This is a genomic window from Streptomyces tatrensis (assembly GCF_049310065.1).
Lineage (GTDB): Bacteria > Actinomycetota > Actinomycetes > Streptomycetales > Streptomycetaceae > Streptomyces.
Window position 1 is genome coordinate 4,147,342 of record NZ_JBMDLB010000011.1, and the last position, 15,268, is coordinate 4,162,609.

12 protein-coding genes and 1 tRNA gene are annotated in these 15,268 nt (G+C 71.6%); 8 read left to right on the forward strand and 5 right to left on the reverse strand.

The window, feature by feature from the left end; all coding sequences use genetic code 11:
• Nucleotides 1–2 precede the first annotated feature (2 nt).
• A complete protein-coding gene (locus tag ACODT5_RS34445) occupies nucleotides 3–1,238 on the forward strand; it encodes an MFS transporter (protein WP_422523002.1) in 1,236 nt (411 codons plus the stop codon).
• A 586-nt stretch (nucleotides 1,239–1,824) separates the two neighbouring features.
• On the opposite strand, the gene ACODT5_RS34450 is transcribed toward ACODT5_RS34445, so the two are convergent.
• Nucleotides 1,825–2,148, reverse strand: a complete 324-nt coding sequence (locus ACODT5_RS34450) for a helix-turn-helix domain-containing protein (protein WP_328299286.1) — start codon at nucleotides 2,146–2,148, stop codon at nucleotides 1,825–1,827.
• 505 nt (nucleotides 2,149–2,653) lie between these two features.
• Here ACODT5_RS34450 and ACODT5_RS34455 point away from each other — a divergent pair.
• From ACODT5_RS34455 to ACODT5_RS34480, 6 genes are all read left to right on the forward strand, one after another.
• Entirely contained in the window at nucleotides 2,654–3,130 is a 477-nt protein-coding gene (locus ACODT5_RS34455) for a hypothetical protein (protein ID WP_422523003.1), read from the forward strand.
• A 413-nt stretch (nucleotides 3,131–3,543) separates the two neighbouring features.
• Nucleotides 3,544–4,083, forward strand: coding sequence for a hypothetical protein (locus ACODT5_RS34460; RefSeq protein WP_422523004.1), 540 nt, complete (start codon nucleotides 3,544–3,546; stop codon nucleotides 4,081–4,083).
• Between the two features lie 364 nt (nucleotides 4,084–4,447).
• Nucleotides 4,448–5,383, forward strand: coding sequence for a hypothetical protein (locus ACODT5_RS34465; protein WP_422523005.1), 936 nt, complete (start codon nucleotides 4,448–4,450; stop codon nucleotides 5,381–5,383).
• The gene (locus ACODT5_RS34470; RefSeq protein ID WP_422523006.1) at nucleotides 5,373–6,890 is read left to right on the forward strand and encodes a hypothetical protein; all 1,518 of its coding nucleotides are present in this window, start codon (nucleotides 5,373–5,375) and stop codon (nucleotides 6,888–6,890) included. Before ACODT5_RS34465 ends, ACODT5_RS34470 begins: the two co-directional genes overlap by 11 nt.
• Before the next feature lie 122 nt (nucleotides 6,891–7,012).
• Nucleotides 7,013–7,085, forward strand: a tRNA-Arg gene (locus ACODT5_RS34475).
• A 279-nt stretch (nucleotides 7,086–7,364) separates the two neighbouring features.
• The gene (locus tag ACODT5_RS34480; protein ID WP_422523007.1) at nucleotides 7,365–7,925 is read left to right on the forward strand and encodes a hypothetical protein; all 561 of its coding nucleotides are present in this window, start codon (nucleotides 7,365–7,367) and stop codon (nucleotides 7,923–7,925) included.
• On the opposite strand, the gene ACODT5_RS34485 is transcribed toward ACODT5_RS34480, so the two are convergent.
• The 4 genes from ACODT5_RS34485 to ACODT5_RS34500 form a co-directional block, all read right to left on the reverse strand.
• Entirely contained in the window at nucleotides 7,904–8,536 is a 633-nt protein-coding gene (locus ACODT5_RS34485; RefSeq protein ID WP_422523008.1) for a sortase domain-containing protein, read from the reverse strand. The two genes, ACODT5_RS34480 and ACODT5_RS34485, sit on opposite strands and share 22 nt — an antisense overlap.
• A 256-nt stretch (nucleotides 8,537–8,792) precedes the next feature.
• Nucleotides 8,793–9,002: a hypothetical protein gene (locus ACODT5_RS34490; RefSeq protein ID WP_422523009.1), complete on the reverse strand. Its 210-nt coding sequence runs from the start codon at nucleotides 9,000–9,002 to the stop codon at nucleotides 8,793–8,795.
• 119 nt (nucleotides 9,003–9,121) lie between these two features.
• Entirely contained in the window at nucleotides 9,122–11,116 is a 1,995-nt protein-coding gene (locus ACODT5_RS34495; RefSeq protein ID WP_422523010.1) for an MFS transporter, read from the reverse strand.
• Between the two features lie 144 nt (nucleotides 11,117–11,260).
• Complete coding sequence (locus ACODT5_RS34500; protein ID WP_422523011.1) at nucleotides 11,261–13,126, reverse strand: D-alanyl-D-alanine carboxypeptidase family protein; 1,866 nt, start codon at nucleotides 13,124–13,126, stop codon at nucleotides 11,261–11,263.
• A 319-nt stretch (nucleotides 13,127–13,445) separates the two neighbouring features.
• Here ACODT5_RS34500 and ACODT5_RS34505 point away from each other — a divergent pair, with 319 nt between their 5' ends.
• Nucleotides 13,446–15,155: a hypothetical protein gene (locus ACODT5_RS34505; RefSeq protein ID WP_422523012.1), complete on the forward strand. Its 1,710-nt coding sequence runs from the start codon at nucleotides 13,446–13,448 to the stop codon at nucleotides 15,153–15,155.
• Nucleotides 15,156–15,268 lie beyond the last annotated feature (113 nt).

Below are 15,268 nucleotides of genomic sequence, written 5' to 3' on the forward strand. Positions count from 1 at the left end.
CCGTGCCACGCACCCGGGCCGACGCGGCCGCGACCGGGACGGGGGTCCGGTCGCGGCCGCGCGCCGCCCTGCCCGCCCTGTGCGCCACACAGATCACCAGCTGGGGCATCGTCTACTACGCCTTCCCCGTCCTGCTCCCACGCCTGACGGCCGACACCGGCTGGTCCGCCAACGCCGCGACGGCAGCTTTCTCCCTCGCCCTCTTGGTCTCGGCTATAGCCGGGATCCCCATCGGCCGGATCCTCGACCGCCGAGGGCCACGCGCCGTGATGACCGCAGGCTCCGTGCTGGGCACGATCGCGCTCCTCGTCATCGCGACCGCCCCCAACCTTGCTGTGTTCACCCTGGGTTGGGTGCTCGCGGGCCTGACCATGGCCGCCACCTTCTACCCACCGGCCTTCGCCGCCCTCACCCGCTGGTGGGGCCCGGACCGCATCCGCGCCCTGACCATCGTCACCCTCGCGGGTGGCCTGGCCTCCACCGTCTTCGCGCCGCTGACCGCCGCCCTCGCCGAACACCTCAGCTGGCGCGCCACCTACGCCGCGCTGGCCCTGATCCTCGCCGCCATCACCATCCCCGCCCACGCCCTCGCCCTACGTGCCCCGTGGCCCCTGGCTCCGCCGTCTCCGGCGTCGACCGACCGCACCCCCGTCGCCCGCAGTCGGCCCTTCCTCCTCCTGGCCATCGCCTTCACCCTCTCCGGCTTCGCCATGTACGCCGTCGTCATGGGCCTCATCCCGCTCCTCACCGAGCGCGGCACCAGCGCGACAACCGCCGCCTGGGCACTGGGACTCGGCGGCGCCGGCCAGACCCTCGGCCGCACCTTGTACACCGGCCTGTCCGCCCGCACCTCGGTCACCACCCGCACGGTCGTCCTGATCGCCCTGGGCGGCGCGACGACCGCGGCCTTCGCCCTCGTCCCCGGCCCGATGCCCCTGCTGATCGCCCTCGCGGTCCTGGCAGGCGTCGTACGCGGCAACCTGACCCTGCTCCAGGCCACCGCGGTCACCGACCGCTGGGGCACCACCCACTACGGCCGCCTCTCCGGGCTCCTCGGCGCCCCGGCCCACATCGCGGGAGCACTGGCCCCCTGGGCCGGCGCCGCCCTCGCGGGCCCGCTCGGCGGCTACCCCCACCTCTTCGCGGCCCTGGCCTCACTCTCGATCGCGGCAGCCTGCCTCGCGCTCGGCACCTCCAAGGCGAGCAGCACCCAGACGGAGACTCAGTACCGCTCGTAACGCAACTGCCCAGCCGGCTTCCGGAATCGGCACCATCAAGCGCGTGCATTCAGCACAGGGTGATCCAGCCATCCGGGATCCACCCCTGCACATAGCCCTCGAGGAACAGCCCCAGGTCCGGAATGCCCACGTGCCCTACTTCCAGGGGAACTTGCCTGTACGGAACCCAGCGCAACTCCGCGTCGCCCTGGACATGCGCAAGCGGGACCCCGGGGCCGACATGCCCGGTGAAGATCCGGGCCTCACTTCGATGAGCGCCAGTGCCCACTGCGCCCGCGGCAGCTTTGAACCTGCCCGTCAGGCCCCCCAACCGAACCCCACCGGCAGGCGCCATCACCGCAGCCAGGCGACGGGCCGCCCCAACATGAGGCTCCCCTTCGGATCGCCGTTCTGCGGGGAGAGTCCAGCGGCCATCAGCGCCTGGCGTCCCGGCCCGGAACAGGGCCACTCGGTGGCGCTGATCGAAGCACACAAGGAACACGTCAGGCCGCACCATCGGGGCATACATGCACATAATCGCGAGCGTAGGACCGAGCGCGGCGCCCCGCATCCACGGCGGGCCGGGCAGGTGACCGCCCGGTCGGACCTACTCCGCCGGAGGGCTGGCCGGCAGGGCTGCGAGCCCGGGCCAGATCTGGAAGCCGAGTGCGACCTCCAGGCGTGCCAGGGTGCCGATATCCGGCAATACTTTGCCGCCGAGGACGCGACCGATCGTCGTGTGGTTGATACCCGTGGTTTCCGCCAGAGTTCGCAGGCTCTGCCCGCTGGAGGCGAGCCCGCGCTCGAGGTTGCGGGCCAGGGCCTGCGCGAAGTGGGCACTGACGGGCGCGTCGGGGGCGAGAGCGGCGTGAGGCCAGGTGCCGTCAGCCACATACGCGCTGGGTACCTTGTCGTTACTGCTCCGGGGCATGCCTGGATCATCCCATGCACCCATTGGTGTTCCCTTCTCCGCGTTGGTGGATTCAGTCACGAGCGGTGCATACATGCAGCAAAATGAATCTTTCACGTTCGGCGCCCACAGACACGACGGCACGCAGGGGCGTGAACACTTCACAAGATCAGGCAGTCGGAGCGAAGCGTGACCCGCCGCAGCCGTCGACACGCAGACACCCCCGCACGAGGGGCGCCGCCTCCCCAATTCACTCCCGCGCGCCCCCACCCCGAGCGTGCTTGCCTCACTGACTCTGGGTAGCTGAGGGGCCGAGAAGAATGCGCAGGCCAGAATGGTGGCGCTTTTGTGAAACATCGCGTTTCAGCGAAGCGCAGGCCACACGTTCCAGGTCTCGTTCGATTATTTTTCATATCTTGTGCTGCAGCTTCAGGAAAGGCAATTGTGGAGATGCCCTACCGGCCTCTTAGGCCAGTCGCTACGCTCAACAGGAATTCCGGTTCGGAGAATTGCGGGGAGGTGTTTCATGCACACACGCCGGGCACAGGGCGTCCTTGAACAGCTGAGGCGCCTGGCCGCCAGTGACGCGTCCAACCGCACGGAAGCGAAGGACCGCCTCGCGCGGGCAGAGCAGGAGGCTTCGTCCGCCCGCTCGCTCTTCGAGTCGGCGGACACCCGCGCCGAGATCTCACAGCGGGTGGCTCAGGAGGCCGAGGAGCTGTTGCCCCACGGCGCCGAGGAGCAGGGCGACACGCCCCCATCAGGCAAGTCCACCCACGAACGTGGAGTCAGGACGCTCGGCGAGGAACTGCTCGCCTTCGCTCGCGCCGGCGGACACGTCACGCGGACGGAGATCCTCGAGAACCTCAGCTCCACGCGCCCCGACATCAAGCTCACTGGCGTCGGGCCCGAACTCACCAGACTGACGAGGACAGGAGCCCTGATCCGCGTCGGACTGGGCACCTACGCGATTCCACCCAGCGCCCGAGGAGGTGACGCGTAGAGGGAGCGTAAATTCCAATATGACTTTACACGCGCGAGTGCCGCCGAGGCGTCGAAACCAGTCGGCGGCACATGGACGCGCGTTCTTCTGGCGCACGCATCTCCGTCATTCTAGGTGCTGACACCCGATGACGCGAGAGCCCTGCGAGGATTCGGCCCCAAGTGGCCGGGATTGGGCTCACCATGTCCTTCTTTTCCCACGCCGATTCCAGTTCGGACTGGTCCACTCGCGGTGGACCGGCACATTCGGGCGGAAAGCGCGAAGGCGACGACCCCCAGGCGCCCCGCCGGACCCTACCCAGCGCCCGGACGAGTCCCGCCCAGCAGATCCAGCTCATTCTCGCTCTCGCAGAACTGGGCGCCGGCGGCAAGGAGGTCGGGCGTGCGGCCGTGGCGGCGCGTACCGGCAGGAGCATGGACACGGTGAGCGACTGCATGGGGTTCCTGGCCGAGGTCGGACTGGCAGAACCGGGGCGCGGCCGGTACGAGCTGACCGATCAAGGACGCGTCTTCGCCGAAGTCTGGCAGCGTGACTCCACCCAGGCCCGCCTCCTGCTCCATCCACTCATGCAGGCCCACTGGTCCACCGCCGCAGTTGCCCACCACCTGGCCGGCGGAGCACTGCCTCAGGAGGAGCTGGCCCGATTGCTGCGTGCCGGCCTGCGCGGTATGCCCATGCGCGGCGTGTACCTCGTCGAGTGGCTGGTCATCGGCCTGGTGGTCGAGCGCGACGACCGCCTGCACATCCACCTTCCCGGCCAGGCTCCGACCCACTCGGGCCCGCATTCCGCGCCGCGGGCAGAAGAACCCGCGCCGGAGGCCGAAGATCCCGACCCCGCCTTCCTGTTCGGCCTGACCCTCCGCGAGATCCAGGAGCTGCCCGACGCCCGCTACATCGCCTTCATGGAGGGTGTCCTGCAAACCCTGCGCGGAGCCCACTCGCCCGCCGCCTGAAGGAAGCGCCGGACCGGCACTCGGCCGGACCGGCGCCTCCAGGGTGGCGGCTGGTGTCCGCGTCTGGACTCTGGACCCGCACGCGGAGGGTTCGATCCCCTCGCCATCCACCCCTTGCCGACCAGCATGACACCCAGCCACCGAGAGGAACCAGTACGCATGCGAACCAAGCCAGTACGACCAGTTCCCTGACAGCACATCAGTCCGTCAGTCGCACGGCCGTAGCGCTCACTCCTACGGCACCCTCCTGTTGCGGACCGACCGACCCTTTCACACTGTGGTGCATGTTCGCACCAACCGCGTGGAGGTCCCCTCGTGTCCGAAACCCCAGTTTCCGTCCCATGCGCCGCTCAGGCGGTACCCCATGGCGGGTGAGGTCCCCCTCTCCGACGGCTTCGCCCAGGTCCTGGCCGTCTGGGAGGAGTTGGTTGTCAGGGGTGAGATGTCGAAGCAGTCCTTCGGCCGCTTCGTCCAGCTCCTCCACCGCTTCGAGCACTTCGCCGCCGCTCACGGCGTGTCGAAGTTCGGCGGCATCGCCCAGTCCGTTGCAGCCGGATTCATCGATGCCCACGGCCGCACCCGGCACGGACACGTCGCACCGGCCGCCCTCGCCACCCGCTACCTGCGGCGCAGCGTCCTGCGGATGTGCTTCACCACCGCCCGCGAGCTCCACCTCACCGAAACCGACCCGACCTGGGGCATCGAACTGCCGCCACGGGTGAAGGGCGGCACCCGCCCGCTGAACGACGACGAGGCCATCGCGATCCGCCGCGCTGCCGAGTACGTCGACCGTCCCACCCGGCACGCCGCCGCGGCGGCCCTCGCCCTGGCCGGCGGATTCAGCGGAGAGATCGGGCACGTCCGCCCCGCCGACCTCGATGTCACCGGGCACCGGGTGTGGATGCACGGCTCGACGAAGACGCTACCGCGATGGTGTCCTCTGGATGCCTGGGGCATGCGCGTACTCGTCGCCCGTACCCGGCACTTGGAGAACACCGCCACAGCCGGTCGCAGCCCCCTCGCGGTCTCCGCCCAGGCAGGCTCCGACGAACAGGTCCAGGCGAGGGTGTGTGTCGCGCTCCGGGACCTCCTCAAACGGATCGGACTCGGCGCCGACAGGAGCGTGCGCCCCGCTTCCGTGACCGCGTACGCCGGCTGGGAGACCTTCACCCGCACCGGCCGCATCGAGGCTGCCGCGCGTCATCTCGGCCTGGCCTCCCTGGACAGCACCGCCGCCCTCATCGGGCACCACTGGCAGACCCCGACCGCAGAAAGGGAGGCCGGCCGCGATGCCCGATGACCTCTTCGGTGACCCCGCCCCGCGCACCGTCCGCAAGAAGGCCGCACGCCGGGCCCTGGAATCCGACATTCGCACCGTCTCCCGCCGCATCAAGGACGTCGCCGTCTTCGAGGACATCTACCGGCTCGCCTCCGTCCTCGACGCTCCCGGCAGCGGACGCGGAGGCCGCCCGCCCGCCTTCCCCCCGTACGTCTACCTCCTCTTCCTGGCCCTGCGCGGCGTCCACGGGTCCGCCCGCTACTGCGCCGCCGAGCTGAACGACGCGGACGTCTGGAACCAGATTCGACAGGGCGTCGCACACCATCTCGGCCACGACGAGGCCGCCCGCCTTCCCGATCAGGGGCCCACCCGTCACCAGTGGCAGCACGCCCAGAAGACCCTGCTCATCCCCCGGCGCGAAGAACTCTCGGAAACCTTCGCCGACCTCGCTCTTGCCCAGGCCCTGAGCCAGGGTCTCCTGCCGCCCGAAGCGCGCCGCGCTTGGTCCCGCCCCGAACGCCACCAGCTCATCGCCGGCGACGGCACCGTCGCCAAATCACCCACCCTCGCCACCGTCCCCTACACCGAAAAGGACGGAGTACGGCGCCGTCATCGCGTCGACCCCGCCTCCTCCTGGCAGAAGGAAGGCGGCGGGAACAGAGACGACGAGGAAAACCCGTCGTCTGGGACCGACGATGGCACCGCCCTGGTCCTGGGCAGCAAGTTCGTAGTCTTCTCCACCCGCCACCGCGGCTACTTCCGCCGCGTCTTCCTGCGCTACGCCCACGTCCCCCGCAACACCGAGGGCGGCGAAGCCGCAGTCGCCCTCGAACCCGCCTGCGCCATCCTCGACGCTGCGGACGGCTGCCTCGGTGTCCTGTACGACGGAGCCTTCCGCGGCATGCACCGTGACGTCATCGCCCGCCGCGGACGCCTCCTCATCAACAAGCAGCACAAAGGCGCCCGACCCCGCTACCTGCGGACCCTCGACTACGGCCTGTGCCGCCACGAGCTGTGGTCACAGCAAGGCCGTGCCCACGAACGCGTCTTCCTCGACACCGGCACCACCAAACTGCTGCCCCTGCCCATCCTCAAGCTCCAGCGCCGGGCCAGCCCGAACACCCACCGCTGGTACCACCTGATCGCCGTCCCCTGCCCCCGCGGCGCCCACGAGCACCGCGAGCCCGTCTCCATCACCACCACCCCCGGCGAACGCGAAGACGGCCAGAGCGACACCGAGACCGGTTTCCACCGCGCCGAGCACCTCCTCCAGATCCCCGGCAACACCGCCACCCACCAACACCTCTACGGCGGCCGCGAGGACACCGAGTCCGGCTTCTCCCAGCTCGACCGCTCCCTCTGGAACCGCCGCATGATCGCCTTCGGTGCCGACGCCCAGAGCCTGGTCATCCTCGGCTTCCTCCTCGCCCAGAACGCCACGAGCGCAGCCCGCTACCGAGAAGACCCCACCTACGCCGACGCGGACGCCGAGACCGCAGAAGGCCTCACCCCGTCCCCCAAGAACTGAGCCGCAGAGCCCCCCACTGATCCGCTACCCTGTCCCTGGGCTGCCCTTGTGGCAGCCCAGGACCTTGCCGAGGCGAGCCGGACTCTCACGCAGAGTATTCAGCCACGTTTCACGCAAGGCCCGCCTTCGTAGCTCAGGGGATAGAGCACCGCTCTCCTAAAGCGGGTGTCGCAGGTTCGAATCCTGCCGAGGGCACACGTGCAGAGGCCCCCAGCCGATCTTGGCTGGGGGCCTTTGGCGTCCCCGATCTCCATCACGACGCGGGGCGCAACCCCGGCGGCGCCGGTTCTGGAGGGAATCGGCCGGTTGGCCTGGGTACGTACAACCGGCCACATCGGCACGGTTACCGGACAGGTGATCGAAATGGTTCGTCGCCGAGGCATGAGTGGCCGTACAACTCTGATGGATCGTTCGATGCATCCCGGGGGGGACCTTTTGCGTAGAACCGGAGTTTCCGTACGCGCTGTCGGCGCCGTGACACTGACGCTGGCCTCGCTCGCGCTCGGCACGGCCCCGTCCACCTCGCAGGCGGCGGGGACCGAGTTGCCGGCCGCGGAGAAGGGGCACCTGGCGCAGATCGCCGACACCTACCTCCAGCGCCGGGCCGACGCCGTCACCCTCTCGCGATCCCAGGGCGTGGGCGACGCGGCGCCTCTTGCGCTGACCGCGCAGGCGGCCGACGAGCTCGGAGGCGAGATCGCCGCTCTGCAGGACAACGCCCGGGCGCTGGAAGAGCGCGGGAGCGGGTTCAGTCACGCGGAAGTGACCGTCACTTCGGGCAAGAGCACGGTCCGAGGAGATACCGCGACGCTTGCGGTCGAGGAAGAAACCCGCCTGTACTTCGCCGACATCCAGGAGGGGGACGCGATCACGCACACCTCGTACGTCCTCCCCCACACGCTGACGTTCAAGCGTGCCGCGGACGGCGCGTGGAAACTCGCGGACGATCGGACGCCCGACTACGGCTCGGGGCCCGCGGCGCCCACGCAGCTACGGGCCTCGCCGGCGCGGGATCAGGCCAGCAGGTCGGCGTAGAGGATCACGTTGTTCGTGCGGTGGCCGTTCTTGATCTCGCCGCCGCAGGTCAGCAGGCGCAGCTCGGGGCGATTGGTGTCCCCGTAGACCTTGTCGGTCGGGAAGTCCTTCTTGTCGACGTCCTCGATCTCGCGGATCTTGAACCTGGCCGTCTTCCCGTCCGCGCGCGGCACCTCGATCAGGTCGCCGAGCTTGATCTTCTTGACGTTCTTCATCACCGCGGGCCCGTACTTCGTGTCGAAGTGCGCGACGAGGACGGCCGCCCCCTTCTCGCCCGGGGTCACGCCCTGGGTCCACCAGCCCGGGTTGTCCGCGTCGGTGTCCGCGTCCGGCACGCCGAGCTCGCCCGTGGCCGGGTCCACCGCGAGGTCGACCATCTTCTTCGCGTCCACGCCCGCCGCGGCGATCTTCATCCCGGTCGGCTTCGACCCCGGGAGGGCGGGCGCGGCCTCGCCCGCGGGGGCGGGGGCCGCCGTGCTGCCCACCTCGGGGTCCGGCGGCAGCCCGGCGGAGGTGCGGGACCCGCCGCCAGTGCCGCACGCCGTGAGCGTCCCGCACGCGGTGAGGGTGGCGAGCGCCACGGCGGCGGCGGTACGGACAGTGGCGCGCATGAGTGTTTCCCTCGGGTCGGCGTCACCTGCGGTGGCGACGACCACGACGTTACGAGGGTCATGTACGGGTCGTCCGTCGGCAACGTAACAGCCGGCCGGACACCTCCCCGCGAAGCCGTTAAGGGAGAGAGGAAGAGAGAGAAAGGCCCTCCCGGCCGGAGCCGGAAGGGCCGCATCGTCGTCGTCATCACATCCGCTATGTCACGACATCATGACTTCACGACCGGGGGAGGCGGGGGCGGACTCGGCCCCGCCGTCAGCTGAGGCCTCTGCTGCGCTCGCCGATGCGGTCGCCCTGCGGGGTCCCGGCCCGCTTGAGTTCCGCCTTCGTGTGCGCTCCGCCCTTGATCTTGCTCCGGACCGGACCGGAGAAGCCGTGCGCGTGTTGCACGGCGCGGGGCAGGTTGGTCGCTTCCGCGGCCTTCGCGACAGCCGCCTGGAAGTCCTGCTTCTGCTCTTTGCTCATCCCGTCGTCACTCCCTAAAAAGACTCGGGGCACCCAATCGGACTACTGGGATCGTATGCATATAAAGGGTCCAACGCACCCGGACCGGACGTAAAGAATGGTGGATCAAGGACGGTCGATCAAGGACGCGGCGGTTCCGGGAGCTCCGGCGGCCCCAGTACTTCGTAGAGCAGCTCGTCCGGGCACGGGGTGCCCCGCGGGAGCTGGTACTTCGCCGCGATCCGGTACTCCCCCGGTGCCGGGGCCAGCAGTTCCGTCCACTCGTCCCCGGTGCCGTCCGAGGGCGCCTTGAACAGGCACCCCGCCGTGTTCGCGAAGACCTTGGGCAGGGCGACCCCACCCTTCGGTACGGCCTTCCCGGCGGCCTTCGAGGCCTCCGTCTCCTGCGGCGGCTCCACCGGCTTGCCCGCGCCGTCCACCAGGCCCAGCCACGGGGAGTGCGGGATGCGCACCATCACCCGGCCGGCCTGCTTCACGTCGATGACCAGCTGGTCGGCGCTGGCCCGCACCACCGTCGCGGGGCCGGCGACCAGGTTCGTCGGGTCCGTGACCTTGAAGAGCTGCCAGTTCGCGTCGCCCCACACCTGCTGGAGGTACGGGAGCCCCTCGCGCACCAGCTTCGCCTCGTCCCGCCCGCCCTCGTCGGGTTTGTCGGCGGGCAGCACCACGTAGTGCACGGCCCAGCGCTCCAGCCACTCGCGGTAGCTGTCGGGCGTTAGGGTGTCGTCGTAGAAGACCGGGTTGCGCTCCAGGTCGGCCTGCCGGTTCCAGCCGCGCGCGAGGTTCACGTACGCGGGGAAGGCGGAGGACTCGCGGTGGCTGCTGGCCGGGACCACCTCGACGCGGCCCCGGTCGGCGCCCGCCTTCTGGAGCTGGTCCACGAGCGGGGCCAGCTCCCGGCTCCAGGAGGCCAGCGGGGTGGTGCGGACGATGTCGGTGACGCTGTTGACGGTGATCCAGGCGGTCACGCCGGTGAGGGCGAGGAGCAGCCCGTACCAGCGGCGCGTGCGCGGAGCCTCGTACGGGAGGGCCGCGAGCAGCACCACCGCGCCGAACAGCATCGCGAGGCGGGTCACGTTCGAGCCGACCTGGGAGTCGATCGCCCAGGTCAGCGCCACCCCGAGGGCGTAGATCGCGGACGCGGTCCGCACCGATTTCCAGCTCTTCGGTACGAGGAACAGCGCGGCCAGCGCGCACGCGAGCGGCAGCGCCGCCGAGATCAGCTTCATCGGCTGGGTCCCCGAGAAGGGGAACAGCCAGGCGGACAGCCCGACCACCGCCGCCGGGGCCAGGCCCAGCGCGTACGCGCCCGGGCGCCGGCCGTTCAGGAACAGCGCGGCCGCGATCACCCCGAGGAACAGTCCGGCGACCGGGCTGGAGGCGGTGGCGATCGCCGCGAGCGGAGCCGCGACGGCGGCCTTCGCCCAGCGCCGCTCGGCCCATTTGCGGGGCCAGCAGAAGACGGCGGCGACGGCCCCGAGGGCGAACATCGCGCCGAGACCGAAGGTCACGCGGCCCGACACGGCGTTGCACAGCAGCCCGTACACCCCGGCCAGGGCGGGCCACAGCGGCTCGCGGACGGCGCCCCGGCAGCGGGTCAGGATCATCGCGAGCAGCCCGGCCGAGACCGTACCGGCGATCATCATCGTGGTGCGGACGCCGAGCACGTGCATCACGTAGGGCGAGACCACGCTGTACGAGACCGGGTGCATGCCGCCGTACCAGGCGAGGTTGTACGCGGAGTCGGGATGGCGGCCCACGAACTCGGCCCAGGCGTCCTGCGCGGCGAGGTCGCCGCCGCTGTTGGCCACGGCGAAGAACCAGATCACGTGCAGCAGCCCGGCCAGCGCGGTGGCCACGGCCACGGGGTGCCGGCGGGCCCGGTCGAGGGCACGGAGGGGGACACGGAGGAGGGCACCGCGGACCGGCCCGGGGCCGGCCTGCGGGCTCGGGGCTCCGGGGGCCTCGGGGGCCTCGGGGGCCTCAGGGGCTTCGGCGGCTCGGCTCGGGGACTCGTCCCGGACCGGGCCCCGGCCGCGGCCCTGACCCTGGCCTTGATCCCGGCCCTGGTGGCCCTGGTCCTGGCCCTGTTCCTGCCGCTCAGCGGTGGTCACGCCGACGTACTCCCCACTCCGGTCACCTCGGGTGCGTCCCTCGGTTCGTAGACGCGGTCCGGCGCCTCCGGGTTGCCCCGGGGCGCCGGACCCCGCTCCGCGCTCGTGCGCGGCGTCGGCTCAGCCGGCGCCGCGGACCGCGCCTCAGCCGACGCGCGTCAGCTTCTTGCCGATGCCGGGTGCGGTGAGGTCGCTCTGCAGCGCCACCGGCACCTTCACCTGGCTCGCGCCCTCGCCGACGGTCAGCATGCCGATCTCCGAGCCCGCCTTGGCGGTCTGCGGGAGCTGGCCGGCGCCGTCCGCCAGCTTGGTGGAGATGGTGAGGGTCGGCCAGCCGACCGCTTCCACGTCGGCGGTGGCCACGACCGGGACCCGGGTGCCGAGTCCGTCGTCCACGTAGCCGACGACCGCACCCTTCTTGATGACGCGCACGGACTTGAGCATCTTCTGCGTGGCGATCATGACGTCCTTGCTCGCCTCGATCGCGGTGCCGAGGATCGGCACGCCGTGCTGGCCGAGGACCGCGCCGACGATCAGCTGGTCGGTCTTGCCGACCTCCTTGTGGGCGGCGAAGAGCAGGTTGCCGCCGGCCTTGGTGGTGGAGCCGGTCTTGATCCCGAGCGAGCCGTTGTACGGAACCAGGTCGTTGTAGTTCCGCCACTTCTTGCCCGAGGCGTCGGTCCACGACGGCTGCCTCGTGATCGCGATCAGCTCCGGCATCTCGACGATCTTGAGGCCGAGCTTGACCTGGTCCTCGGCGGTGCTGACCGTGGTCGCGTCCAGACCCGAGGGGTCCGTGTACGTGGTGTTGGTCATGCCGAGTTCCTTGGCGGTGTCGTTCATCTTCCGGACGAACGCCTCCTGCCCGCCGTCCCAGCGCGCGAGCAGTCGCGCGACGTTGTTGGCGGACGGGATCATGATCGCGGAGAGGGCGTCCTTCTGCGAGATCTTGCCGCCCTCCCTCAGGTTGTTGACCGTGGACTCGCCCTCGGTCTCCTTCTTGCCGTCCTCGACCGCCTGCTTGTCGACGGGGATCATCTCGCCCTCCTCCCCCTTCTTCATGGGGAAGTCCTTGAGGATGACGTAGGCGGTCATGGCCTTGGCCACGCTGCCGATCGCCACGGGCTTCTGCTCGCCGAAGGACCCGACGGTGCCGAGGCCGGCCGCGGCCATGTAGGCCTGGCCCTCCTTCGGCCACGGCAGGTTCGGGGCGCCGCCCTCGAAGGTGTACGAGGTGTTCGCGGTCACCTTCAGCGTCGGCGCGGGCAGCGGGCGCACGAGCTGGACGACGGCGAGGATCACCGCGAGGAGCACGAGGACCGGCGCGTAGATCTTGAACCGGCGCAGGGCGGTGCGGGCCGCGCTGGGCGGCGGGGGCGGGTTGTTGGTGAGGTCCGCCAGCATGTCGAGCGGCGGCTTGGGCGGCAGCGGCTGCTGCGTGGTCCGCTCGGGGGACTCGTACGGCGCGGGGGGCCGTACCCCGCCGGGTACCGGAGTCCGCCCCGGAGCCGGAGCCTGGGCCGGGCCGGCCGCGGTCCTCGGAGCACCGGGGGCCGGGGGCGCGCCCGGGGTGGGCCGCGCGGGTACGTCGTCGCTCCGCAGCGGTACGAAGGTGCTGTTGCCCTGCCGGGCGGGGCCGGGGTTGGCGGTGCCGTTGCCCTGCCGGGCGGTGCCGGGGTTCGCCGCGCCCGGGTTGGCCGAGCCCGGCTGGGCGGTGCCGTTGCCCTGCCGGGCCGTGCCGGGGTTCGCCGCGCCCGGGTTGGCCGAGCCCGGCTGGGCGGTGCCGTTGCCCTGCCGGGCCGTGCCGGGGTTCGCCGCGCCCGGCTGGGCGGTGCCGGGCTTGATGGCCCGGAACACGGCGGTCCGCTCGCTGTCGGCGGGCTCGCCGTCGGCCGGGGCGGCCGGAGCCGGCGGCTTGACCGCCCGGAACACAGCCGTCCGCTCGCTGTCCTCCGCCTGGCCACCCGGAGCGGACCCTGCACCGGAGCCGGGCTTGACCGCCCGGAACACGGCGGTCCGCTCACTGTCGGAGGGCTCACCGGAGCCGGAGCCACCGGGGGTACGCGGGTCACCGGAGCCGGCCGGGGCCCGCGGAGGCGTCTGGCCGCCCGAAGTCCCCCGGTTGCCCGGGGCGCCCGAGGGGGCCCGGGTTCCCGAAGCGGCCGGGGCACCCGGGGGCACCTGGCCGCCCGGGGGCACCTGGCTGCCCGGGGCGCTCGCGGAGGCCCGGGGTGCCGGAGCCGCCGGGGCGCCCGGAGGTACCTGGCCACCCGAGGTCGGCTGGTTGCCCGGGGTGCTCGTAGAAGGCCTGGCCCCCGGAGCCGTCAGGTTGCCCGAGGCACCCGGGGCCGCCGAAGGAGACGGGGGGCTGGCGGAGCCCCGGGGGCCCGAAGAGGCCGCAGTACCCGAAGAGGCCGGGTTGCCCGGGGTCGCCTGGTTGCCCGGCGTGGCCGGACTGCCCGGCGCCGCCGAAGCGGCCGAAGGGCCACGGGTGCCCGAGGCCTGGCCCGAGGTCGAGGTACCCGAGGCCTGGGTGCCGGAGGCCTGGGTGCCGGAGGCCGACGCGCCCGAAGCCGGACTGCCGGAGGACGGCGCAGCCGAACCCCGGGTGCCCGAAGTCGCGGCGCCGAAGGCCGAGGTACCCGAAGCCGCGGTGCCGGAAGACGACGCGGCCGAAGCCGAGGTGCCCGAAGCCGGGGTACCGGAGGCCGACCCACCCGAAGCCGGACTGCCGGAGGACGGCGCAGCCGAACCCGGGGTGCCCGAAGCCGCGGTGCCGGAAGACGACGCGGCCGAGGTCGGGGTGCCCGAAGCCGGGGTACCGGAGGCCCACCCGGCCGAAGCCGGAGCGCCCGAAGCCGGGGTACCGGAGGACGGAGTGCCGGAGGCCGAGGTACTGGAGGACGGGGTACCGGAGGACGGAGTGCCCGAGGCCGGGGTGCCGGAGGGCGGCGCGTCGGAAGTCGGGGTGCCCGGCATGCGGAAGACGGCCGTGCGGTCGCTGTCGGTGGGGTCGGTGGGGGTGGTCGTCGGTTCGCCGGATCGTGTCGAAGCGGAACCCGTCGGGCGGCCGGGGGCGGCCGGGGGCGGCGTGACCGTACGGAACACCGCGGTGCGCTCGCTGTCGACCGGGCCCGAGGCGCCGCGCGCCCGGTCGGAGCCGGAAGCGGAAGCGGAAGCGGAATCTGCGGGCAGGCCCGTACCGGACGGAGGGGTCGCCGTACGGAACGAGGCCGTGCGGTCGCTCCCCGCCGACCCGGTGGCAGCCGCGGAATCGCCCGGGGCGGAGCCCGCGGAGCGGTCCGTGTCGGCCGGAGGGGTCACGGCGCGGAAGGCGGTCGTACGGTCGCCACCCGCGGGCGCAGCCGATGAGCCGGCCCCAGAAGCGGAACCCGAAGGTGCCGACTGGGCGGCGGCTGCCGGAGGTGTCGCGGTACGGGACGAGGCCGTGCTCCCACCATCGACGGGAGCGGCGGCAGCCCGAGCACCCGAGGCGCTCGAGGAACCCCCGCGCCCGGAAGCGGAATCGGAATCGGCGTCAGGGACGGCCGGGGTGGACGTAGGGGACTTGGCAGCCGGGGGCGTCACGGTGCGGAACACCGCCGTGCGCTCGCTCTCGACCGAGCCCGCGCCAGCGGACTCGCCGCCCCCGGACCCCGAAGCGGAATCCGACGCCGAACTCGAACCAGGAGCCGAACCCTTGGCATCCGCAGCGGCAGCGGCAGCGGCAGCGGCAGCCGCGGGGAGGGCCTTGAAGACCTCGGTCTCCGCGCCCGGCGCGGCCGGCGCGTCGGACGGCTCATCCTCGGAGGGCGAGGGCTCCGCCGTGGACACCCATGCGGCCACCGCGTCCCGCAGTGGATCGCGGTCCGCGGACCCGTCCTCCGAGTCCCTCGGGCGGAACAGCGACGCCCTCGGATCACGCCCCTCGGACGACTCCGTCGTCCCCGACGTTCCTTCATCAACCGACTTGTCGGGGGACTCGCCCGCCACCAGTTCCTCCTCGATCGCCTTCACGTCCGGCTGTCCGAATGTCTAACAGTGTCCCGTCTAGGGGGCATCGCCCCCGTGCTAGACGAGAACGACATAGCTGACGGTTCCCCCACAAAGCGGCCAGGCACTCTCGACAGATGAATGTGAGAGGCGTCACCC

What these genes read in the sequence shown, in the direction of transcription:
- ACODT5_RS34450 (WP_328299286.1), bottom strand. Translation starts at nt 2,148, where the DNA reads ATGCCCCGGAGCAGTAACGACAAGGTACCCAGCGCGTATGTGGCTGAC.
- ACODT5_RS34455 (WP_422523003.1), top strand. Translation starts at nt 2,654, where the DNA reads ATGCACACACGCCGGGCACAGGGCGTCCTTGAACAGCTGAGGCGCCTG.
- ACODT5_RS34460 (WP_422523004.1), top strand. Translation starts at nt 3,544, where the DNA reads ATGGACACGGTGAGCGACTGCATGGGGTTCCTGGCCGAGGTCGGACTG.
- ACODT5_RS34465 (WP_422523005.1), top strand. Translation starts at nt 4,448, where the DNA reads ATGGCGGGTGAGGTCCCCCTCTCCGACGGCTTCGCCCAGGTCCTGGCC.
- ACODT5_RS34470 (WP_422523006.1), top strand. Translation starts at nt 5,373, where the DNA reads ATGCCCGATGACCTCTTCGGTGACCCCGCCCCGCGCACCGTCCGCAAG.
- ACODT5_RS34485 (WP_422523008.1), bottom strand. Translation starts at nt 8,536, where the DNA reads ATGCGCGCCACTGTCCGTACCGCCGCCGCCGTGGCGCTCGCCACCCTC.
- ACODT5_RS34490 (WP_422523009.1), bottom strand. Translation starts at nt 9,002, where the DNA reads ATGAGCAAAGAGCAGAAGCAGGACTTCCAGGCGGCTGTCGCGAAGGCC.